This window comes from Pseudomonas sp. GW821-FHT01C01 (assembly GCF_059422645.1).
Window position 1 is genome coordinate 274,342 of the sequence record NZ_JBWKXF010000001.1, and the last position, 23,079, is coordinate 297,420.

Below are 23,079 nucleotides of genomic sequence, written 5' to 3' on the forward strand. Positions count from 1 at the left end.
ATGGTGCGGGCTTTTGACCGTTCCATGGACTGTTTGGCCGGTTGGCGTGAGTAGATGAGGTGATTGATGCGAAGGCGCGACGCAGCTCATCACGTTCGTGGCTACCAATGTAATGGGGTATGCCGGCAATAGCTTGCAGCGCCACTAAGATCAGCACCTGGTAGCCCTTAGCGTGCTGCACCGGATCGCGCAGCCATTGACGCCTTCCATGCCGCAGCACTGGCCAGTGGTGGCACCAATGAAGGTGCACCAGGTCCCTGAGGCTGGGCACCCAACGCCTATGCAGCTTACGCACGGGACCTCGATGGTAACAAGCTGGCGCGTACTGCTTCACCCCAGCCTAAGCTTCATGACGAGGCATCATTAGGTGCTTCGTCATTAGTCCTTACTCTCAAGTAAGAGTAGACGTAAGGTTGCACGGTGGCTTGAACAAGGCCCTTTAACCATGGGGACGCTGCGCATTGCGTTTAGTGAGGAGGGTGTAAAGGTAAATCGGTGAAAAAACCGGGTGCCAGCCCCAGCGTGGTGGGCCAGGAGGCGTGAGCCGTTCAGCAAGCAAGATTACGCCTGCGAACAACATCATCGGAAAGTGCCATGCCCCGCTAACAAGCGGCACTAACATCCAGGCCCAGCACGAAACAATACAAAAGACGCCATGCGTCATGCCTAAGATTAGACAATCCCTGTCGGCAGCCCAGCCGAACAGGCCGATTCGCCGCCGTTGATGGCCACGATTGAGTGCTGCGTGGTGCCACGGGCTCGCGCTCCATAGCATCGCGATCAGCAGTGCCACGACCAGGGCGTTTTCTACGACAGCAATCTGTAGCAGCAGCGCCAGGGCTATCAGGATGGGGCCGACGGCCATCCACAGCGCACAGTAACCGAGCAGGAACCCGACTGACGCTCGTATTCGCCTGCTCGGCAGGCTAGAGCGCCAGACATGGATGAGTGGCATCGCCAAAAGGGGCGGCATCATGGCCAGAAGCATCAAGGCCCAACCCACCAGGATTCGGTGGAGTGGGTTCAGTGCGAGCTCCGCTTGCAGTGCAGCGGGCCAACTGGTGATGATCGATAGCCCATTCACGGCCACGCAAAACGCGGGACCTTCTGTGTTGACCTCGTTGTAAGCGGAAAGGGCCAGGCCGAGTCCCGCCGTGGCCAAAAGCAATGGCCAGGGGGCGTAAGTAAAACTGCGTAGAACAGGGCCTAACCGCATAAGGTCGCTCGCCACTCACGACACCACTTCGCTTGAGAACGCTTACCCACCCAGTCAGGGGAGCAGGGTTGCCCCGACGGCATGTTGCCCGCCGCCACTTGTTGGTAGATGTTGCCGGCGTGGTTCACCTCCACGCCGTAGTTGGCCAGGTCGAGGCCTTGCCTGGCCATGTGTCCCCGGTCCTCGGAGGTGAACATATCGCGGATCTGCCCATACCAGGTGGGGTGGGTGACAGGCGCGGTTGTTGAGTTAATTGTCATGCCCGACTCCTTGTCGTCAATTGTCGTGCAAAGGGATTACCCATCAATGTTGATGGGGGTCCGACGGTTGATTCGAGGCGTGCTTCATGCCGGTCATGCCAATGCCGCCGCCAACGGCTTTGAGGTCTGGAACGATCTGGATATTGGTCATCATGCCGCCGTCTTCGTGGTCGAGGATGTGGCAGTGGATGACGAACTCGCCGATGTAACGGTCGTAGTGCGTGCGCACCAACACCTGGTAATCGTTCTGCACGAAGAGGGTGTCCTTGAACTCGTGCCACATTCCGCAGTATTGGTTTTGCAGGCCCAGTTCGTCGGCCGGAACCAGGCACTCGCCATTGGGGCCGAAGATACTTTTGGGTTTCTCGCCGGGTTTGGCGTAGAGCACGTCCATCACCTGGAACGGGTTGACGTGAATGTGAAAGATATGAGGTTCGCCCTGCGAGCTCAGCACCCAGTCGTCGGTGGTGTTGACCTGGCGAGTGAAGTCGATGCGTTCCGGGTCATAGGACCTGTAGTTGATGAAGAAGCCAAATGCGCCTGTCCACGGATCTCCCGGCTTTCTCGGCGGGGTGGCAGGCGGTGAGGGCGGGAATGGAGGATTGCCGATGAAGAAGTCAGCCTTCTGGATGTCGTTGTTGACCACCGCATCCTTGAGGTCGTCCATCCCGCGCCAAGGGTTCAGATTGCCGGTACGCAATCCTTCGAGGGCCGTGGCGGGCAGCGATGGGTCCGTTTTGTTGGCGTCGTAGAGCGCTTGCTGGATATAGCTTTGCGGATCGTCGGTCACGACCTTGCCGCCAGAGACGATCACCGTTGCCAGCAATTGGGTTTCGTTCGGGCCCTGGCCGCCCGGGCCACCATTGGGGCCGGCATTGGCGCGTTCTGCGGGTGTTGCCGCCTGGTTCAGCACACAGTAGGTGCCATCGCGGGGGAACATCAGCAACACATCACTGCGATAACCGGGTTGCAGGAAGTTGCTGCCAACGCCACCGCTGACGCTCTTTTTGTTCACGCCGATGGGGCGAATGGCGGTGCGCGTGAGTCCGTCGGCGGCGATCTCGAATTGAGGGACGAGCTCGACCGGTGTGCTGGAATCGGGCACGGTCACCGGGCACAGGTCGGCGATCAGCGCAGCCTGTTCCTTCGGTGTACCACTGAGCACACCTTTGAGCGCGAGACTGGCTTTGGGATTGGTCGTGTTCATGGGCACGATCTGCAGGTTCACGGTGTCGTGGATACCCCCGTGAATGAAGCGCCAGCGTTGGATATCTCCTGCGGCAATGCCTTGGAGGGTCGGTTGCACCACGCCGTTGATGCTGGTGAACCGACCGCTCTCATCCCAGACAGTGGCCGAGGAGAGTTGGGCATCGAAGTTCTCTACCACACCTGTTTTGCCGCTGGGACACGTCCAGGTGCCATCCTTTTGCGTAATGATGGCGCCCTTGTCGTCGAAACAGGCATACGGGATTTGCTGGAACAGAAAGACTTGTTCGGTAATGGGCTTCCCGGCAGCGTTCTTGAGAATGGTGTCGATGTCGCCTGGATTGCTGCCGGTGTAGGGGCGGTTGCCGCGCACAATCAGGGCGCCCGCGGCACCGCTCGCAACTTGCAGCGCTGTGGAACCATGCCGGTGCGCGTGGTACCAGAAGGTGCCCGAAGGGTGATCGGTGGGGATGTTGATCTCGTATTCGAATTTGGTTTGTGGCGCGATGTTCAACAGCACGTTGTCGCTGTTGCCCGACGGCGAGACGTGCATCCCGTGGTAATGCAAATTGATCGTATTAAAGCAACCAGCCCCACCATTCGCCGGATCGCTTCCCCCCGGACAGCTGGGATCGTTTTTCTCCAGTTGGTTGTCCAGGTGCACCCGCAGGGTATTACCTGGCTGCACATCGATGAGCGGTCCCGACAGGCAGCCTCCATAGGAACGTAGCTTAACCTTGTCCTTGGCGCCGTCGGGATTGCCCGGGTTGTAGATATAGTTTTCGCGCTTCTGCACTTGCAGGTTGAGTTCGACGGTCTGACCGTCACGTGTTATGTCACCCGCCGGGTTGCAACCACCTTCCGGAACGGCCAGTTCGGTCGCCTTCAGCGTGCCCGTCGGTCCTTTTTCAAGGAGCCTGGGCGGTGCGAGGAAAGGCTGGGCGGCGAGTTCGGCGAGCGCTGCCGTGGAGGCTGTACAGACCATCAACCCGGCCAGGACTATACGAAGCGAAGTCATGTTGTGCTCCCTGCGCCACTGCGCGAATGTGTGCGACAGCCTTGACGGCCGCGTGTCCTTTGATCAGCTGAATTACATGGGAAGCGGCATAAACTCTGCGGTGGCTGCACGTTTCCTACGAAGAACCTCTGCTCTTGAGCACATTGGCGATGGTCGTGGCCATGCCGGTAAAGTCGCAGGTGCGTCCGGCGCCTGGGGTGTAGACCGGCGGCTGGGCCACGGAAGGGTCGCCGCTGGTGAAGGGAGGGGCGGGGTTGTACTGGATGGTCAACTGCACTTGTTGGGCGACGATCTCGCTGGAGATCAAGGCGATGATTTTCAATGCCTCATCCAGCCCCGACGAAATACCACCACCGGTGATGCGTTGTCTGTCGACGATGTAGCGCGGATAGCCTTCCACCACATTAACGCGCGTGAAGAGTTTCAGGCAGGCGATGAAGGCCCAATGAGTCGTCGCATTGTAACCGTCCAGCAAGCCGGCCGCGGCTGCCAGCAATGCCCCCTCGCAGACGGAGGCGGAAAATTTCGCGGCCTCGCCTTGTCGCAACAGCCAGGTCATACGCTGGTGATCGCCCATCAGGCGCTGCAAGTCGTCAGGTTCGCCGCCGGGAATCCACAGCAGACTGATGTATTCAGAATGTTGATCGAAAATCGGTAAATCGCCACCGAGCGTCAAGCCGTCCCGGGTGGTGATGGACGGCCCATCAAGGGAAATCAGCCGAACTACTCGGGGTGGGGCTGCGGGGTTGTGCTGCGGTTCGAGCTGAGCCATCCAGTTGAACAGCTCGTACGGGGCGCTGACGTCGAGCAAGTCCACGCCATCGTAGACCGGGATTGCAATCAAGTACTGTCCTGGTGCGGGCATGGCTCCCTCCTGGGGAACACTGCGGCGAACGCGCTTGCGTCGTCAGGTGTGTAGCGTCCTGCTAATCAACGTTGCGATGTCCGGACGGCAAAACCGGAGGTCCTGCTGCCTGAAACCAATACCCAAGGGCAGCTTCTGGGGAGCATAGTTGGCGCTCTTCCACCTGCAAGGCGTTTTCTCAGGCAGGTGCTGAGTGGTATTGAGCGACGCTGGGGATATCAATGGAGGTGTGGGGGAGTGATTAGCGAGGAACCGGGGGGAACCCACAGGCTGAAATCGTCAGGTATACAGCGCCCAGATGGGGCTGACGAACTCACTCATGTTCAGTGCCAGTGCTGAATTCACAGAGGCGAAGCTGGTATTGCTTGATCGAAAATTGAACCCAACCATCGTCGAGTACAACGATGTCCTGGTATGGGGTGTGGGTCAACGTCCAGATCACTGGCCGCTCAGTAGGGAAGGACGGTCCGTCGGCAACTCCTAGTCAATAATCTGAATCCTGACCTTGTCGCCCATCTGTTTTCGACCAATATGAGCCGCTGGTCTGTGTATTGGCGTTCGTACTGGCACGTTGCTAGAACCCATATATGCTGACGACGGAGCAGTACCCCCCGAGCCTTTCGGGACTTCTGGCAACAAGGAGGTCACCATGTCATCCGCCCCTCGTGTACGCCGTTCTCTCAGTGATGTTCAGTACGACTATGACCACGGCAAGAAAGATGAACTTGAAGCACTGATCCGCGCCTGGAAAGGCGTCAAGGATCTTCCCGCCAGCCACCCCAACTCCTTCTTCTCCATCGGTGGTCTGCATGGCGAACCGTTCCGTGGTGAAGGCAAGACCGACCCTAACTGGTGGGGCGGCTACTGCCAGCATGGCACGGTGCTCTTTCCGAGCTGGCACCGTGCCTATCTCTGGCGCCTGGAAGAGGCGCTGCGCAGTATCCCCAAATGTGAAAACGTCACCCTGCCGTTCTGGGATGAATGTAGCGACGAGTCACGAGAAAATGGCCTGCCTTCGGCCCTGACCCAGGAATACTTCGTGATCGACGGTCAGAAGATCGAAAACCCGCTGCGCTCTTTCGTGTTCCCGCAAGCCATCACCGATGAGGTCAAGGACACACCGATCATCTACAGCAAACCCGAGGGCTACGAGACCGTGCGCTATCCGCTGTCCGGGCTGTTGGGCACCGAATCGGACCGCGTTGCCACGGCGGCACACAACGCGCAGTTCAAGGACACGGCGAAGAACATCACCTACCTCAATGAGAACGTCAGCACCTGGCTGAGCGGCAAGATCAAGATTGGTGGCAAGTGGCGCGGCGAGGTGTTCAGTCGCTTCGAAGCCTGCCTCGACTCTCCGAGCTACACGCTGTTCTCCAATACCACCTCCGCCGGCGCGAAGAACGACGCCGTCCCGGAGGGCCCTCACTATGTGTCGCTGGAGGAACCCCACAACTTCATGCACCTGGCGGTCGGTGGTTTCGACTACCCGGGCCAGGGCGACAGTTCGGCGATTCCCGGGGCCAATGGCGATATGGGCGAGAATGAAACCGCTGGCCTGGACCCGGTTTTCTTCTTCCACCACTGCTTTATCGACTATGTGTTCTGGACCTGGCAGCGCCGGCAAGGGGCCACTGATGAATTCAGCATCGACCCCCAGGATCCCGGAGCCACTTACTATAAACCCGACGGCGTGCAACCCCCTGCGGGCGGTGCGGGCCTGGACCCGAACGCCATACTGAGCCTGGACACCACCCTGGACCCCTTCGTCAAGGCCGACGGCAAACCCTTCACCACCCGTGACTGCATCAACATCGAGAAGCAACTGGGCTACGTCTATGGCGCCGGTTCCCTGGATGCCTATGCCCAACCCGCCAAGCAGTTGCTGTTCAAGGCCGAGGCACCGCAGCCAACCGGCAAGACCCTGCGGGTCAGCCGTATCAACCGCGCGAAAATCCGTGGTTCGTTCCTGATCTCGGCCTACGTCAAGGTCGACGGCAAGCGCGAGTACCTAGGTACCCGGCCGATCCTCAGCCGTTGGCACGTCGAAGGTTGCATGAACTGCCAGACGCACCTGGAAGCCAAGGCCACCTTCAAGCTGCCACTCAACGCCGATAACTCGGCGATTGACGACGACAGTATCGAGGTGGAAATACAGACCCGTGACACTGTCCTGAAGCGGCCAAATGCGGCAGGTCTGCTCAGCACCGGCAACGCCACCACTGCGGACGCGCCGTTTAAGCTGGAAACCTACTGACCCACAGCAGGCTTTGACCACTGTTGGCGCGGCGGCCGAAGGTAATCTTCGGTCGCTGCGCCTGGGGGGGCTTGTCGATGGGGACGGATCACGATCTGAGCCTGAGCAATTGATGCGTTCGGGTTCTCATCTCGCCCTGGTCATGCACGCAGGAACAAAGACCGAGTTGCCCAGGTTAGCTTGAACTACTGCACATCAGTCCTGGGAATTGCAGATCTCCTAAAATAGGGACAGTCGTAGAGGAATCGGATTCGCATGCTCGAAAAAATCATTTGTATCGATAACGTCGGTGTCATCAAAAAAGGGATCACGAAACCCATAGATCTGGAAAAAGTCAGCCTAATTTACGCCGACAACGCCCGTGGGAAGTCGACGCTGTCATCGATTCTACTGGCGTGTTCAACGTTCGATGCTCAGAATCTGATCGACCGCAAAACTATTGGCGCAGTGACCTCCCAGAAAGTCCATTTCCGATTCCATCCTGGGGTCGGCTCACCGCCCTTCAGTACCGAATTCGATGGAAGCTCCTGGAAGGGGCAGCAACCGAACCTACACGTCTTCAACCAGGCTTTTGTAGATCACAATGTATACGCAACGGCCGGTGTTCTTCCCGAGCAACGGGAGGCGCTACTCAATCTGGCGCTTGGCGACGCGGCTGTGGTCCAACGGACGAAATTCGACACTGAGTCCGCGACTGTGCGGGACTGTACTGCGAAAGTCGCCGCCGCCGAGGGAAAATTGCAGGGGTACAAAGGCAATTTGTCGGTTAGCCAATTTACCAAGCTCAAGCCAATTAAAGATGTCGACGCCCAGATTGTTGAGACCGATAGGCAACTGAACGAAGCACGGGCATCCCAACAGATATTGAGCCGTCCAGCTTTCAAAATGGTGAATATTCCTGCGTTTAATTTCGAAGGTCTGCCCAGCCTTCTGGAAGGCTCCTTTGAGAGCATTTCAGTCACCGCAGAACAAACAGCGAAAGCCCATTTTGCCAAACACAGTGGGCCAGCAACTGAGCGATGGGCTGCCGAGGGACTCCAGCATATTCCAGAAGATGAATGCCCGTTTTGCGGCCAAGCAACGAATGAGCTGAGTTTGCTCAAGGCTTACAAATTGTATTTCGACGGTTCCTACTCTGAATACCAGCGTCGCATTACTGCACTTCGTCAGACTGTGCTGTTGAGGCTTGGTGATCAGAATCTTGGGGGGTGGAGTGCTGCCAATGAATACAACCAGGGCCTTCGAAGCGTATGGGCTGAAAGCCTGGAAATCGCCGATATTCCTGTTCTCGACAATCTGGCCGCGCGGCTAGTGCTCGATGAGGTTGAGGCAGACCTGCTTATGATAATCAGTCAAAAGGAAGGAGATCCGCTGACTGCACTCGATTCCGCGCCATTCCTGAAAGTGGTAGAGCGTTTGAATGAGCTTGCCCAGATTGCGACGGGCTTCAATCAAAAAATTATCAAGCTCAACGATGAGATCGCTGAATACAAGGCGAAGCTAGCTAAACCGGATATTACGGGACTTGAGGCATCTCGATCCGCGCTCATGCTCGCCAAGATGAGGTTTGACGCTCCGGTTGTTGCTCTTGTTGGAGAGCTGGCCACTGCAAAGACGAAGCTGAAGTCCGCAGAGATCGCGAGAGATACTGCTCGTACTGAGCTAGACAGGTTGATGGAGCAAACGCTGAAGGATTTTCAAATATCCATTAACGATTGGCTTCGTAAATTCGCGGCTCCTTTCGAGATCCAAGCCTTGGCACCCACCTATAAAGGTGGAGGCTTGCGTTCTGAATATGCGCTGAAGGTGAGAGGCGCCACTGTCATCGTTGGCCCCGGCGCGGGAGGGGACTTTTCGTTCCATTCAGCTTTGAGCGAAGGGGACAAAAGGACGTTGGCGTTTGCTTTCTTCCTTGCCCGACTGTTCTCCGACGCTAATCGATCCGGCGCTACGGTAGTACTCGACGACGTTTTCACCAGCTTGGATAAGCATCGCCGTCATAACACGGTTGAGGCAGTGCTGCAGATGGTCAAGCAATGCTCGCAAGTCATCGCTTTGGCCCACGATGCTCACTTTCTGCGTGAGGTCAAACGGCGTGTAGCGCGTAAAAAGCTTGGAAAGACAGGAGAGCTTTCCCTACATCGGGATTCGGAGGATTACAGTCGGCTGGACGATTTCGATCTGGATGACTATTGCTCCTCGGAATACTACAAGCATTACCAACTCGTTGAGCGATTCATCGACGGAGACCCTACCGTCAGCTTGCTCGAAGTGGCCAAATCCTTGCGTCTGCTGGTTGAGGGGCACCTGCATCGATGTTTTCCCAAAAAATTCACTGAAGGGCAGACGGTGGGCGACATGCTGGGCCAAGTCAAAGAGGCGGTCGCCCCAAATCCCCTGGCACTTTTGCATCCGATTCATGCAGAGCTGGTCAGTTTTAACGAGTTCGCTGCAGCATTTCATCATGACACCTCTGGGGGATGTACCAGGGTAGAAATCAATGCTGCGGAGCTGCTGCCGTTTGCCAAAGGCGCGCTGGGGTTCATCCAGATGAGAAAATTCAGCTAGATGGAATCTTGGAGGCAGGGCGAAGTTTATCAATCTCATCCTCACTCCAATCTTCACTCTGCATACGGTGCAGCGCGAGATCAAACACCGCTTGAAGAAACGATCGTACATATCGATCCGACAGCCCACCGCGACCTTTTAGCGTGGTAATTAATGGCGTTTTTCCTGCGGTGAGGGCAGGGGAGAGAGCTGTAGAGATTGGCGATACCTCACCAGATAGCGCTCGATGTATTCGTCTCGCACGCTGATCTTGGCGGCTTTGTTGCCTTTACCAACGACGTGGAACCACCAGTTGCCAGTTGTGTCCCGTCGCAGATCTCCCATTGTCGGCCGCCAGTTGTCACGCCCGACCAGATCAGAGACCCGAAGGTACATCGCAAACAGCGTCGCCACGACAAAAAGCGTTCGCTCATGGCGAGGTTCGTCGTCGGCCATCTGTTCCGCTGTATCAATCACGAAGCCCACTGCAACTCGGTCAGCGACCGAGACGCGACGTCCAGTGTGTTTCGCTGCTTGTAGATGGACTTCTGTTTGATCGAGCGAAACGGATTCGCTTCCGTAAGGCCTTCATCCATCACGTGTTGAAAGAAGCTGCCGCAGACAGCGAAGACCTGAGCCACCGCTCCCTGGGCCATATGGTAAGTACGTGAGGAGAGATCGCTCATCGTCTCAGCCGCCAACTTGCGCTCACGTTTAGAAACGGTGCAAGAATGGCCGCCAATCAGGATTCACTATGTATTCATCTGATTCAAGCCGCTTACGGCCACCGATGCGTTTGAACCTAGATTTGATCATGGGACCGACCCAGTCCGCGGGCGGGTTAAGACAGAACTTCATGAATTGTTCCGCATCGGAGCGGCGCAGATCCAGTAGAGGTTTACGAGCCACAATCACCGCCCACAGCAGCAAGCGTTCGACGTGCGTTCTGAAGGAATTGAAGGTTGATTGGTTGCCGGCGTAGGACTTCAAGAAACCCCGCGCTACCAAGTAGCTGTCCATGGCGCGGCAACAGTCATCGAAACTTTTGAGATATTGCTGGACAGTAGAGCGCTCGTTGCTGAGCTGGAGAAAATTGAGCTAGTGGAAGCACTCGAAGGTGTCGATCAGCGGCTGAGGGAGGCGATGTCTCTAGGGCCTAGTCACTCCACAACCTGGATCATGCCGCGCCCATAAAATCGTCATCTGCCCTGGAGCGTTGACAGGCCACTCTCTGCGGTACGGATAAAAAAAAGACCCACTACTAGAGTGAGCCTGTCTTGTGTCTCTAGGGGGAGGCTTCACGCCCGCGAATCCCAGAGCGAGTGAACCCACCTTATTGCTCAAAACTTACCGTGTCAACAATCTGTGCAACGAGAAGATCGCGGGGGGCGATTGTGGCACAAGCGTTCGAGTTATTAATTTTCCATGCGGAATCAACGCCCATCGCGGCACTGATTTAGGGCTTGTTAGGAATCAAATACTGAATAGAGAGGCGTCTGAGAAATAATGAACCGATACGGCGGCAGAACGGTTGTTTGGGTCGCTGCCGCAGATCAATCCGAACTCGAACGGCAGGGAAGAGCCCATTGCGAAGGCAATCGGTCCGGAGCAAAAAGTGAGATGGATAGCTAAATTCCATTCAATGCTTGCTTGGTGGCTAATCTTGGCTCAGTCGCTTGCCGCCAGATCAGAAGCTAACTCGTGGAGAGAAAACGTTTCGGGCAAGAGGAACTGAGGCTCGCATTCCAGCACGGTGGCGATGCGATATAGTTTTTCTACGGTGATGTTCACTTCACCGCGCTCAATACGCCCCATATAGCTACGATCGACACTGCACGAGTGCGCCAAGGCATCTTGGGAAAATCCTTTGGCCTTCCGTTGTATCCGTATTCTTTCGCCCAACGCCTTTGCAAGCTGATGCATAACCGCCTCGGTTCCCACTGAGGCGGCACTATCCTGCGTTTGCGGATGAATCAACCACGGATTATAATCCGCATTTTGGCCGTTCCGCGAATTTCCTTTCCAGGTGCCTGCATGAAATCCGATTCATTCATCGTCGACAGGCGACTCTACGACCTGTTTCAGCAGGGGCACCTACGCCAGTTTACGACCCAGGATCTACGTAACGCATACGCTGCTCACCTGACGGGTATGACTTTCAACAGCAGCGACTTGCGTCGATATGTCTATGAGCAGATCCGACGCATGCTGCGGACCGGATGGGTCATTCAGGATGAAAAACGACAAAAGCGGGGGCAGATCTATCACTGGCAGAGTATTCCGGCGAACTTGCAGGTGGAGCTCATCGATAATGGGTACGAGAGCAGTGCTAAGCCGGTGAGTAAACCGATTCACCAGCCCTTACAAAGCATTGACCCGGAGCAGTCAGGCCCAGATGTGATCGAGCACCTGGAATCCATACTCAAAGAGATTCGTCTCGACTTCCTTTCCTCGATGGGAGAGGCGGAGCGCTATAAGCAGCTGCTCGACGAAATGCCGCATCTGAAAGACCAAGTCGAAGGTGAGTATCTGGAAGCTCGAGACCGAAGCTCACGTCTTTTAGGGCATCTCCGAGCGGTCGAAAAGACGCTCAAGACGGTCATGTCCGCACGATGAAAGCATCGCCGAGAAAATGGCAGAGCCAATGCATTGAAATTGCACTGGAACACTACACCAGAACGCCGCACTTCTTCTGTCAAGCCACTCCAGGGGCAGGAAAGACACGAATGGCCGCGGAGCTGGCTCGACAACTGTTGGAGCAGGGCAAGATTGATCTCGTGCTCTGTTTTGCTCCGTCATGCCAAGTCGTCGACGGCTTTCGCTCGACATTCTCTGCAGTATTGGGGAGGCGCCTGGATGGACTTATCGGTGCCGTAGGAGCCGCGAGTACCTATCAAGCGATGGAACACCAGGATGAAGCTTTCTGGCGGCTTTTCGACGACTACCGCGTGTTTGCAGTATTCGACGAGATCCATCACTGCTCCGGATACGATCCGCTTTTGAGCAACGCTTGGGGGCAACAAATTCTTTTGAAAATGCAGGATCGTGCTGCCTTCACCTTGGCACTATCGGGCACACCATGGCGTTCCGATGACAGAGGCATTGCGCTGGCTCGTTACTCCAACCCGGAAGGCCGATTGATTTGCGACTATCGCTACGGCCTCAAAGAAGCCATTTCCGACGGGGTTTGCCGGTCGCCTCGCATCGTTCTGGTAGATAACCAGATGCTGAGGCTCAAAGAGGATTTCGCGAACGATAGCACCGTCAAACTTTTTCCCAGCATCGCTAAGCTGCTGCGTGAATCTCCGGTCTCATACGAGGACCTGGTTTGTCATGAGGACGCGCTCAACCAGTTGCTCGATCTGGGAAGCAAGAAACTCGATGAAGTGCGAATGCTCAAACCGAATGCCGCGGGCTTGGTTGTTGCTACGAATATCGAACATGCCCACCAAGTTGCTTTGGCGCTAAAGGGCAAGGGCGAAAGCTTCCAAGTCGTGACCACCAGAACCCCAGATGCGCAGCTGGTAATCAACGGGTTCAAAAATAGTGACTGCCGTTGGATTGTTGCTGTGGGAATGATCAGCGAGGGAACTGATATCCCTCGGCTCCAGGTTTGCTGCTACCTCAGTCGAATTCGTACTGAACTGCATTACCGCCAGGTCTTGGGAAGAGTCCTTCGCCGTATGGGCGAGATTGACGATCAGGCTTGGCTGTTCGTCTTGGCAGAGCCGACACTGAAGCGATTCTCCCAGCGCATCGCCGATGATTTGCCGGATGATTTGGCTGTTGTCTGCGCTGTAAGTGCATCTGAATTTGAGCCTTGCTCAATAGACGGTGAGTTGGATAGATCCGTGCAAACTCTCCCTGGAGAACCAGGAAGCTCAGCGCCTACCGCTACAGCGCAGAAGTTTTTATCGCAAGTCGATTTGGCCCCCATATCGACTTATCAAATAAGCTTCTCGAAAAGTTATCGCCAGCAGCTGCTGGCCGTTTTCTGATGTGTTTTTTATCCATTACCAGACCATATCGTTCTTGGCCAAATGACCAAAACGACCGCCTGTGTTGGAACACTGTGATCCACCGCTCCGCTGAATTCAGCCAACTGCCGCCTTTCTTTTACACTCGAAGCCCAAGGATCGTTTTTCAGCTGGAAACTTGAAGGGGATTCTATTTCGTGAAGAGACTTCAGTTTGGTGTACGGACGGGCCGTCTTCGCCCCAAAGAAGACGTTTTTGCAGATTCAATCCGTGGAGGAGGGTACCGTTACTGCTCGCTTCTATACCTTATTGGGCTCCATATGAACCTAGGCGAATTGGCCAGTAGCGCTTGCTTAAGCACTTCATGGCTGCCGGTGATCATACGACGAGCGCAGCAATCAAGCCCCGTTCCCAGCGCTCACGAGAGGCAGTAATGAAAGGAATACGTAAAATCGGTATTGCTGGAAAGTGAGACAGTCCTTACCGAGCTGAAGAAAATTGAGCTCGTGGAAGCACTCGATGGTGTCGAACAGCGGCTGAGGGGCGCGAGACATAGATGGACCAATGCGGTACTGGAATGGCGCTTGATCTATCCATGGGTAATGCCTGACACCTCGTCCGTAGCTGCGAGCAGTAGCTTACCGGCATCGGAAAAAAGCACATCCTGCGGTCGACAGCCTCCGATGTATCCATTACTGGAGGCGAACCAAAATGCGATTCCCCATCCATCTTTTTTCGTTCTCAGCACATCGAGTATCGCCTTCAGTTCAGGCATAGGCCCATGCTCAGTGCGGTCCTGAAAGACATACGTTGGAAACAATGAGCAGCCTGAGTCCTGAATTGAAAAAATATGTCCTTCAGTTTCCCACTCATCCAGCGCCGCCTTTAGTGTCGTAAGGGGTAGGCCGAGTCGCGGAGCAATTTGGTCCTGAGGAAGAAAGTCACCACTGTCAAGGATGGCTTTCTTTGCGCGCTTGAGCATCTGTTGTTCCCGAAAGGCGGTATCCCGATGCGCTGCCATAGTAGGATCCATTGAGCAAAAAAACACGATCCGTCATTTGAAGTAGGCAGTCAACACCAGGTCCAGACGTACACTGTTTTTTGCGCACTGACAGGACAGTTATGGTCAACGCAAGCTGACCGCGTCATGAAATCGCGGAAGGGAAATACAAAAGCGGTAACGGCGATACCAGTTTTGAGTTTTACATTCTGAAAATTTCGAGAATCTGTTCGGTGTACAAAACTCTTGAGGTATTGCTGGACAGAGGGAAGCTCATTGCAGCTCCCGAGAGTTTCATATTTGCGGAATTATCTACGCGAGAATTTCAAATTTACTCGAAAGGAACGGATTTCAAGGGCGGCGTGGGGCAAATAGTTTCAATTTTGCGGAGTCGCAAGGGAGCGGGTAAGGGATTCAAACTCGTAAGCACCGATGGCAGTGGAAATGCGTATATGATTTAACATAATATACATTATGCGTATCGCCCTGTACGGACGTGGGAGCGTCTGGTGGTCAGATAAAGCTAAATATGAAACGTGTGAGGATCATCTAAAAATTATAAAAACGCATTTAAAAACTATAATCCTCAGCAAATCAACAAGATGGGCTACACCATATTCAGGGTTCGTTAATTTTCCCGGCGGTAGCTTAGCGCCCACTGATTCAGAGCTTCCATCGATTTCATTTGTTGTTTACCACTGGACGCGTCTAAATCAACTGTCTTCGATCCAACGGCAGACAATTGAGCGCCAACATTTAAAAATTAGACAGAGTCGCTAATCGACATTTAAAAATTATAGTGGACTACAGGTCGCATAACGGCTCTAGCACGGCAGTTTCAGCGGTCACCCATCCACGCGGCGGCCTACGTAAATCCTGGACTTTCACCAAGGCTAGGAAGGCGCAGATTTTTACGTAGCACTAGACCTTAGTAGAAAAAAAAGTTCAGCGGATAGCCGAGGTTTCACTTGCTGGTGAACTACTAATCGCCGAATGGCAAAGGCCTTCTGGAGTACGTGGTCAGGGCAATAAGGCAGATGTGGATATCGAGATTGAGGAGCGTCTGCGCGATCCCCTACTGCAATTGCTCAAATGTGATTTTTGGGGGGGAGGAAACGGGGCATGTATTAACCGGGCACCCGTGGTGCTGGGTAATCGATCCAAACGACGGCACAAGCGATTTTTTAATAGGCGTCAAAGGCTCATCAATTTCTGTCGGCCTACTACGACATTCGATCCCAGTTCTAGGTGTGGTTTACGCGCCGATAACAGAAGACCGTGGTAAGGACTGCCTCGCTTGGGCTGAGGGTATGCCTTACCTATTGCGTAATGGCCAGCCGGTGGACGTAGATCTTAGCCAAAGAGATTTAGAGGTTGGAGCTTTGGAGGGGCACCAATCGCCTGTATGAAGTTACTTCATCGAAATTGGTCAGAGCTATCAAATTGTTGGCAAGAACTTTGAGTGTGGTTCTTGGGGGCGATGGTCAGCTAAATGCGGTCTGTTTGTAGAGTTTAGTTAAGATCATGACCATAACTCAACTAAACGTCTATTTAGTTGAGCTAAGTTTGGATAGATTTTAATCGCATTGAAGCATTGTGCAACAGCGAAAACCGCCCTCGCCCTTCTTATTCATTACTGAAATACCAAACGCCCGATGCGGTGCATCAGGCGTTTGGTTGTATCGGTGTAACTCTAAACAATTAGCGCAGTGGCAGGTCCTTGGTTTCTGGCATGCGCAAATAGACCACGGCACTGATGGCGCTGATCACCGTCAGGTAGATCCAGAACAAGTGCCCATAGCCCCATCCGGCCATCGCGGCCATAAGATACGGTGCGGTTCCGCCACACAGTGTCACTGATAATGCGTACGGCACGGCTATACCGGGGTGCTCTCGCTAAAAAATTGTCGGCATTGCGTAACCCTTGTAGCTATTCATCCTGATCACGCTCTCGTAAGAGCCAGCAGACGATGCCGAGCACCAGGGTGGCAAATCCTAGTGCGGCAATGGTGAGCGCAGGAGTAGCGGCAGAATCGAGAATAACGAACTTCCGGCTGAGCGCCAGCAAGGCGATCAACAGCACTGTGCGAACCTGAACGATGCTGTTGCGTCGTAGGGCCGGGCGTACAATCGAATGCTTAAACTCCAGGGCTATCAGCACGGTGAAGATTGAACCAAAGAGGGCCTGGAAAACATCGTGATCTAGAGGGTCAATCGCACCACCGATCACCAACGGCACAACCCTGCGACAGAGCTGCAGTAGCGCCATCAAAATCACAGACGCGATGATGAGACTGAGCGCAAGAACAACCAATTGTTCGAAACGTTCGTAAGCATTCATCAGCGCCCACTGAAGTCTGAAATTTTTCAGCGTCGAGTTGCGCTCACGCCCTTCAGAATCAGGTTTTGGCACGATAATCCTCCACACTTGCGTCTTCAGCCTGCCGGGCTCATCCAGGCATTTGAGGATCCAGTTCATCATTGCACGTCGTGATCAACAGGCCCGCTCCCAGGTTACGTGAGTGTGTTGAGGCTAAGTCCCAGTCTCCGCAACAGGTGCCAGATCATCTGGCTGGTCTGGAGGACTACCCTTTTCGGCGGTCTTTGGCGCATCCACCTCCACCTTATTGAAGACCACTTCGCTACGCTCCTTGTCGTAACCCAACTCAACGCTGTCGCCGGCTTGCAGCTTGTCAGCGAGCATTTCCTTCGCAAGCCGCGTTTCGACGGCCTGGCGAATCTGACGTTTCAACTCACGCGCGCCAAACTCAGGCTGATAACCAACATCCGCCAGGTGATCAATGAGTGAGTCATCAATTTTCACTGTGATGTTCTGTGCAGATGCGGTTCGAATGACCCGATCAAGCTGAATGCTCACAATCGATCGGATGTTGTCACGGGTAAGGGCATGGAACACGATGATGTCATCAATACGGTTCAGGAATTCGGGACGAAAATGCCCTTTCAAGACTCCCATTAATTCATCACGTAACGCTTTATCCGTAAGGCGTTCATCTTCAGGGCGCTCAAGATTCTCCATGATAATGGGAGAGCCCAGGTTGCTGGTGGCGATAATGATCGTATTGCTGAAGTCCACAACACGCCCCTTGCCGTCCGTGAGACGCCCATCGTCGAATACCTGCAGCAATACGTTGTTCACGTCGGGATGCGCCTTCTCGATCTCGTCGAGCAGAATCACACTGTAGGGCTTGCGGCGGACACGCTCTGTCAACTGCCCGCCTTCGTCGTATCCCACGTAACCGGGTGGCGCACCGATCAACCGGGCAACCGCATGACGCTCCATGTACTCCGACATATCAATACGAATGATCGATTGCTCGTCACCAAACACCGTTTCCGCCAACGCTTTGGCTAGTTCGGTTTTGCCGACGCCCGTAGGGCCAAGAAAGAGAAACGTGGCAATCGGTCTGTTGGCTTGGCCAAGGCCGGCTCGAGACAAACGAACGGCATCGCTGACCGCGCGAACAGCATCTTCCTGCCCGACCAGCCGATCACGCAATGTGTCTTCCATATTCAACAGCTTTTGACGCTCCTCCTGCGTAAGCTCGGTCACAGGAATCCCGGTGAGACGGGACAGTACCTCGGCAATCGACTCCAGGGTCACCTCAAGGGTTTCGGAGCCTGTCTTGCGCTCCCAGGCTTCTGTTTCCTCTCCCAGTTGCGCTTGTTTTTGACCAATGCGTTCTTCGAAGCCTTTGGATTCATCAAATCGTTTACGGGAGGATGCATAGTCCTGTTCACGTTTAAGTTGGGTGATTTCGGCTTCCAACTCCTGAATGCCAGCCGGCCTCGAGGAGGAACTGATTCGAACCCGGGCCGCTGCCTGATCGATCAGGTCAATGGCTTTATCCGGTAGATAGCGCGAGGTGATGTAACGATCCGACAGCTCTGCTGCCGCCACAAATGCTTCATCGGCGAATGTGACCTGATGGTGAGCCTCAAGCTTGTCGCGCAGCCCACGCAGGATAATGATGGTCTGTTCTACGGTGGGCTCGGATATCAACACAGGCTGAAAGCGTCGTTCAAGCGCTGCGTCTTTTTCGATGTGCTTTTGATATTCATTGAGTGTCGTCGCACCGATCAAACTAAGCTCCCCGCGCGCCAATGCGGGTTTCAATACGTTGGCAATATCCAGGCCGCCCTCCTCACCACCCTGCCCCGCGCCAACGATCGTGTGTAACTCATCGATGAACAGAATAAGCTCCGAGCTTTTTGCGGCGACTTCATCAAGCAGTTGCTTGGCTCGCTCCTCAAATTCACCACGATATTTAGAGCCCGCAACCATTGAGTTCAGATTGACTTCAACAAGCCGTCTGCCACGCAAGATCTCAGGGACATCGCCCTTCACTATTCGTTGTGCAAGCCCTTCGACGATGGCGGTTTTACCGACGCCAGGTTCGCCGATAAGAACTGGATTGTTCTTTCTGCGCCGCGCCAGCACCTCAATGGTATTTTCGATTTCCTGCGCGCGCCCCAGTACGGGATCGAGTTTGCCCTCACGAGCCAGTGACGTCAGGTCGCGACCGAACTTGTCGAGTGTCGGTGTTCCCGTCGGGGTATCGACTCGCCCATCCTCAGCGCCCTTACCCACTACCTTGACCACCTTCTGCCGCAAGGCTTCAGGCGTTACGCCGTATTTTTTAAGCAATGTCCCGGCAATACTGTCTGGTACAGAGGCAAGTCCGATCAACAGATGCTCCGGGCCAACGTACGAATGTCCTAAATCACGAGAGGCCTGGAACGCAGAATTGAACACTTTCTTCAACCGGGGCGAAATGCTCATCCGGTCCACCGGGGACTGGTCCTGCGCCGTGCCTTTCTGAGCATGTTGATCGATGTAGCCTTTGATCTCGTCCGCAGAAAGCTTCAGCTCCTTGAGCAACGCCGTACCCACATCGGTATCCGCCAGCACATACAACAAGTGCTCGGTATCGAGCTCGCTACGGTTGAGCTCATGGGCTTTTTCACCCGCGCGTTGCAGGATTTCCAGCGTCTGGGAACTGAATGCATCGGTTGCATCGACAGATTCTCGAGGCACTTGCGCAGAGAGCCTGAAGTCATCGCCCCCCTGATCCTTTGCTCCGCCCATGCTGTCGAAAAAGCGAGACACTCCCCCGCCCAGCAGAGAATCGAATGGATTCAACATGCTTTGATGGCGTAAGAGTTGACGGTAATCGTGGTCGCAAATGGACATTGTCCTGGCTTGGCCATTTTGCGATACGGTCACTCGCGCGACCGCTGGTCTCGCATTACATATTTCACAGAGAGTAGCCATGATGAGTTGTCTCCAAAGGTGGATAACACGAACTCATTCAGATGGATCTACTTCCCTGTAAACGATGCACAAGAAGCTGGGACATGAGATCCGCATTACGCTGAGCTTGATCAGGAAGACGATTATGTTGCGGGGAATGGCAGTCACGACAGACGATGCCATCCAATCAAGATAGTCGGATCTCATCAAAACACGCTATGGGCGACCCAGGATACCGACGAACGACGTCTGATAAATTCGTGCTCAAAAATACCGCCAGTCGTAAACCACCAACTCATCAGCAATTGAGGCTAGGGAATCACCAGTGATCGAGCAACGCTTTGATGTCGGGATTCGCGGGGGCGAATCGATCAGCAATGAGAGGATCGGGCGATTACGGTGAAGGCGGATGGGCAACAGAATTAGCGCGAGGCCTTGCTGTGGAAACCGAAAATGCGTTCAGCGACTACGGCAAGCGACAACAGCGACTATAGTCATTGGTGAGCCAGAGCGAATCCTGCCGTTGCGCTACCCACATGGCCCTCAATCCAAATACCGCGAAAGCACGGCGAACGTCGTCGTGCTTCTTGACGCGGATCGTGAACGTTTCGCTGCCGAAAACACTCAGGCTCAGGCTGAGATCGAGGCATCGTTGCCTTTATAAATCCCTTGATGGTGGATGGAGTTATCCCGCCGGGAAAGTCGTATCCCCCCTGAGTAGATCCCACCCACCTATCTATCAGGGCTCAAGCAATGAACACTTCAGAATTGGATGTTGCAAAAGAAACGAATGACGACCTGGTTCAGGGGCCGCTGTCAGCCGGCACTGTCGCGCCCGGCTTCTCGCTGTACGCGACCCCTGATCAGCAGTTGTCGCTACGCGAGCTAAAGGGAAATCCCGTGATACTGGCGTTTTATCCCGCAGACTGGACTTCTGTTTGTGGCGACCAACTGACCTTATACAACCAGTTGCTACCCACATTCAGAGAATACGGTGCGACGCTACTGGGTATCTCGGTTGACAGCGCTTGGTGTCATCAGGCCTTTTCCAAAGATCGGAATTTTCACTTCAGCCTGCTCGCCGATTTTGAGCCCAAAGGGGCTGTGGCTCGACAGTATGGAGCGTACGACTCCCACCTGGGAGTTTGTAAGCGGGCGCTGTTCGTGATTGACAAGGAGGGAGTGATCGCCTGGAGCTACATCTCACCGATGGCAATCAACCCTGGGGCGGACGGCATTCTGGATGCGCTGGATGCTCTGGCGAGTTCGCCCCAAAGCGCGCCAACCAAAAATTAGCAGGTGATCACATGGCCACTCTCAAAGTCCCGGTAAGTGCCAACGACCATCGCCAAGGAAGTGGGCATGCCAAAGTCACCTTGGTGGAATTTGGCGACTATGAATGTCCCTACTGCGGTTTAGCGTATTGGGTCGTCAAAAAGCTACAGCAGCATTTTCGCGATGATCTGCAGTTTGTGTTCCGTAACTTTCCACTGACCACCGCTCACCCGCATGCGATGGGTGCAGCCGTCACCGCTGAGTATGCCGGGAGTCGAGGATTCTTCTGGGAGGCTCACGACGAATTGTATGAAAATCAAGATCGATTGGGCCTGCCGCTGTTTGGGGCCATCGTTCTAAAACACGGCCTCTCCAGCGAAGAACTCTATGTTGCTATGCAGGACGGCACTTACATACCCAAAATAAAATCCGATTTTAATGGCGGCGTACGGAGCGGCGTGAATGGCACCCCAGCGTTTTACATTGACGGGCTTCGCTATGACGGGGCTCCAGAGTTCACCGAGATGAGTCAGATGATTGAGCTTTCGTTAGTGAGTTGACGAAATCGCTAGATAGAGAATCGCTTGGCATCACCCACACCGTAGCCGAGGGCGAACGTGCCCCATTGCGCAGCGCACCAGGTGTGCATTCGATAATATTTCAATACGGGAGATTGAAGAATCCGCGGTGCTGCCAACGATAAGCATCGCTCATAAAGCAGCGGCACGAAAATATCAGCCCAGAGAACCGAGGACATAAAAAATGGCGATGTTAATTTTTGACAGCTCGGAAGATTCCATAGTCGAGGCGCGTGTCCTGGTCGAGGCGCTGAATGAATGGTTGGCGGAACAGCAGCCCAGTTGCCCGTTAAGGTCCGCCCGTGCGCAATGTTGCTATCGGCCCGATGGCACGCTGGATTCTGTATTGACCGTACTAACAGACGTGGTGGTGGACTAGGTCAGGTGTTGCACTCAGTTTTTGCGACCGCCCCCAAGGTTGACGCCTATACCCGTCCACCCGTTCGCTTATCCGTTAGTTTCCTTCTACATTAAAGAGGTGCACACGGAGCCAGCAGCGAATGAAATCTTTGAAGTATTATGAAAAAAATCGACACGCCACATGGTTAGAGTTGTTTTTTGACCTGATTTTTGTTGTAGCAATTGGCAAGGTTACGCATACTCTCGGACATCTTCATCACGGCCACTTTGAACAGGAGCAATTATGGACATTTTTACTGCTTTTTGTTCCATTATGGTGGATCTGGTCCAGCCACACGATTTACTCAAATAGGTTTGATACAGACAGTAGCCTTCACCGCTTGGCAACATTATTTTTAATGTTGCTGCTCATTGTGCTGTCTGCACGGATTGGGGAAGAATTGGAAGTAAACTTTGCGCTTGTTATTGCCTGCTATTTTGGTATACGTGCCATCATCAGCATTATGTACATTTCGTCCATAAATAAATTTGATCACCGTAGCGAATTCTCCTCCAGGCTTGGCTTCGCCCTGTTAGTTAGCGCAGTGATTAGTCTTTCATCCATTCTTTTTGACCCACCTATGCGTTACCTTGTCGCTTACATTGGGATTTTTCTTGACATTCTGCTCCCTTTATTTTCTTGGGGTAAGCTAAAGCCATTGCCCGCACATACAGAACACTTGGTTGAACGACTAGGTTTACTAACCCTTATCTTATTGGGCGAGTCGGTAATTAGCCTTTCTGTAGGGTTATCTGACATCCAATGGGATCGTTATAATGTGATGGCGGCAATCACCGGATTTATCATGATTTGCAGTATCTGGTGGATCTATTTTGATAGCTTTTACCTACTGAGCAAAAATGAAAGTAGTATGAGTGGACACTCCTTAATCTACTCGCACCTTTTTCTGTTTATGGGGCTAGCACTTCTCGCAAATTTGATCAGGCATGCGATCCTGAATGACATTGCGATGCGCGATTTCCAGATTACGTCAATCACCGGCATGGCCTTATTTTTCTTAGGCAAGCAATATGGCTACTTCATAGCGGTACCTAAAATAAGGAAATACATACTACAAAACACCTTGATCGTGTTTTCTCTAGGTGGTTTGGTTATATTCCTACCCCGCGTCGAGTACATATTGGTCGGCCTGACAGCAACCATGATCTGTTATGTTTTATTAAACTTCAGGTATCGTTGAATCT

General features: G+C 54.0%; 16 protein-coding genes and 3 pseudogenes. 9 read left to right on the plus strand and 10 right to left on the minus strand.

Annotated features, from left to right (window positions below; all coding sequences use genetic code 11):
* Positions 1–177: 177 nt before the first annotated feature.
* A pseudogene (locus AC07XF_RS01090) lies at positions 178–344 on the plus strand (VOC family protein); the annotation flags it as partial.
* Positions 345–439: 95 nt separating this feature from the next.
* On the opposite strand, the gene AC07XF_RS01095 reads toward AC07XF_RS01090, so the two are convergent.
* From AC07XF_RS01095 to AC07XF_RS01110, 4 genes are all read right to left on the minus strand, one after another.
* Positions 440–1,216: a copper chaperone gene (locus AC07XF_RS01095; protein WP_495025051.1), complete on the minus strand. Its 777-nt coding sequence runs from the start codon at positions 1,214–1,216 to the stop codon at positions 440–442.
* Positions 1,207–1,476: a hypothetical protein gene (locus AC07XF_RS01100; protein WP_495025052.1), complete on the minus strand. Its 270-nt coding sequence runs from the start codon at positions 1,474–1,476 to the stop codon at positions 1,207–1,209. The genes AC07XF_RS01095 and AC07XF_RS01100 overlap by 10 nt, the downstream gene beginning before the upstream one ends.
* Before the next feature lie 43 nt (positions 1,477–1,519).
* A complete protein-coding gene (locus tag AC07XF_RS01105) occupies positions 1,520–3,700 on the minus strand; it encodes a multicopper oxidase family protein (protein ID WP_495025053.1) in 2,181 nt (726 codons plus the stop codon).
* Between the two features lie 115 nt (positions 3,701–3,815).
* Positions 3,816–4,565: a DJ-1/PfpI family protein gene (locus tag AC07XF_RS01110; RefSeq protein ID WP_495025054.1), complete on the minus strand. Its 750-nt coding sequence runs from the start codon at positions 4,563–4,565 to the stop codon at positions 3,816–3,818.
* A 649-nt stretch (positions 4,566–5,214) separates the two neighbouring features.
* Between AC07XF_RS01110 and AC07XF_RS01115 the strand changes: the two genes are divergently transcribed.
* Together AC07XF_RS01115 and AC07XF_RS01120 are read left to right on the plus strand one after the other, a co-directional pair.
* Positions 5,215–6,822, plus strand: coding sequence for a tyrosinase family protein (locus AC07XF_RS01115; RefSeq protein WP_495025055.1), 1,608 nt, complete (start codon positions 5,215–5,217; stop codon positions 6,820–6,822).
* A 255-nt stretch (positions 6,823–7,077) separates the two neighbouring features.
* A complete protein-coding gene (locus AC07XF_RS01120) occupies positions 7,078–9,390 on the plus strand; it encodes an AAA family ATPase (protein WP_495025056.1) in 2,313 nt (770 codons plus the stop codon).
* Positions 9,391–9,400: 10 nt separating this feature from the next.
* Here AC07XF_RS01120 and AC07XF_RS01125 read toward each other — a convergent pair.
* A pseudogene (locus tag AC07XF_RS01125) lies at positions 9,401–10,389 on the minus strand (site-specific integrase); the annotation flags it as partial.
* Positions 10,390–11,037: 648 nt separating this feature from the next.
* Positions 11,038–11,292, minus strand: coding sequence for a helix-turn-helix domain-containing protein (locus AC07XF_RS01130; RefSeq protein ID WP_495025057.1), 255 nt, complete (start codon positions 11,290–11,292; stop codon positions 11,038–11,040).
* 111 nt (positions 11,293–11,403) lie between these two features.
* On the opposite strand from AC07XF_RS01130, the gene AC07XF_RS01135 reads away from it, so the two are divergent.
* Complete coding sequence (locus tag AC07XF_RS01135; protein WP_495025058.1) at positions 11,404–11,985, plus strand: VspR family transcription factor; 582 nt, start codon at positions 11,404–11,406, stop codon at positions 11,983–11,985.
* Positions 11,982–13,367 carry a DEAD/DEAH box helicase gene (locus tag AC07XF_RS01140; RefSeq protein WP_495025059.1) on the plus strand — a complete coding sequence of 462 codons (1,386 nt, stop codon included), beginning with the start codon at positions 11,982–11,984 and terminating at the stop codon, positions 13,365–13,367. Before AC07XF_RS01135 ends, AC07XF_RS01140 begins: the two co-directional genes overlap by 4 nt.
* 568 nt (positions 13,368–13,935) lie before the next feature.
* On the opposite strand, the gene AC07XF_RS01145 is transcribed toward AC07XF_RS01140, so the two are convergent.
* Positions 13,936–14,367: a hypothetical protein gene (locus tag AC07XF_RS01145; protein ID WP_495025060.1), complete on the minus strand. Its 432-nt coding sequence runs from the start codon at positions 14,365–14,367 to the stop codon at positions 13,936–13,938.
* A gap of 931 nt (positions 14,368–15,298) precedes the next feature.
* Between AC07XF_RS01145 and AC07XF_RS01150 the strand changes: the two are divergent.
* Positions 15,299–15,716: pseudogene (locus tag AC07XF_RS01150) on the plus strand (inositol monophosphatase family protein); the annotation flags it as partial.
* Between the two features lie 331 nt (positions 15,717–16,047).
* Here the strand turns inward: AC07XF_RS01150 and AC07XF_RS01155 are convergent.
* The 3 genes from AC07XF_RS01155 to AC07XF_RS01165 all read right to left on the minus strand — a co-directional run bounded on the left by AC07XF_RS01155 (position 16,048) and on the right by AC07XF_RS01165 (position 19,645).
* Positions 16,048–16,221 (minus strand): MFS transporter, encoded by a 174-nt coding sequence (locus AC07XF_RS01155; protein WP_141249758.1) that lies wholly within the window; start codon positions 16,219–16,221, stop codon positions 16,048–16,050.
* 55 nt (positions 16,222–16,276) lie between these two features.
* A complete protein-coding gene (locus AC07XF_RS01160; protein ID WP_165824744.1) occupies positions 16,277–16,687 on the minus strand; it encodes a phosphate-starvation-inducible PsiE family protein in 411 nt (136 codons plus the stop codon).
* A 192-nt stretch (positions 16,688–16,879) separates the two neighbouring features.
* Positions 16,880–19,645, minus strand: a complete 2,766-nt coding sequence (locus AC07XF_RS01165) for an ATP-dependent Clp protease ATP-binding subunit (RefSeq protein ID WP_409077326.1) — start codon at positions 19,643–19,645, stop codon at positions 16,880–16,882.
* A gap of 729 nt (positions 19,646–20,374) precedes the next feature.
* Here AC07XF_RS01165 and AC07XF_RS01170 point away from each other — a divergent pair.
* From AC07XF_RS01170 to AC07XF_RS01180, 3 genes are all read left to right on the plus strand, one after another.
* Positions 20,375–20,917, plus strand: coding sequence for a redoxin domain-containing protein (locus AC07XF_RS01170; RefSeq protein ID WP_095966124.1), 543 nt, complete (start codon positions 20,375–20,377; stop codon positions 20,915–20,917).
* A gap of 11 nt (positions 20,918–20,928) precedes the next feature.
* Positions 20,929–21,456, plus strand: coding sequence for a DsbA family protein (locus AC07XF_RS01175; RefSeq protein ID WP_102674089.1), 528 nt, complete (start codon positions 20,929–20,931; stop codon positions 21,454–21,456).
* A 518-nt stretch (positions 21,457–21,974) separates the two neighbouring features.
* Positions 21,975–23,075 carry a low temperature requirement protein A gene (locus AC07XF_RS01180; protein WP_495025061.1) on the plus strand — a complete coding sequence of 367 codons (1,101 nt, stop codon included), beginning with the start codon at positions 21,975–21,977 and terminating at the stop codon, positions 23,073–23,075.
* Positions 23,076–23,079: the final 4 nt, after the last annotated feature.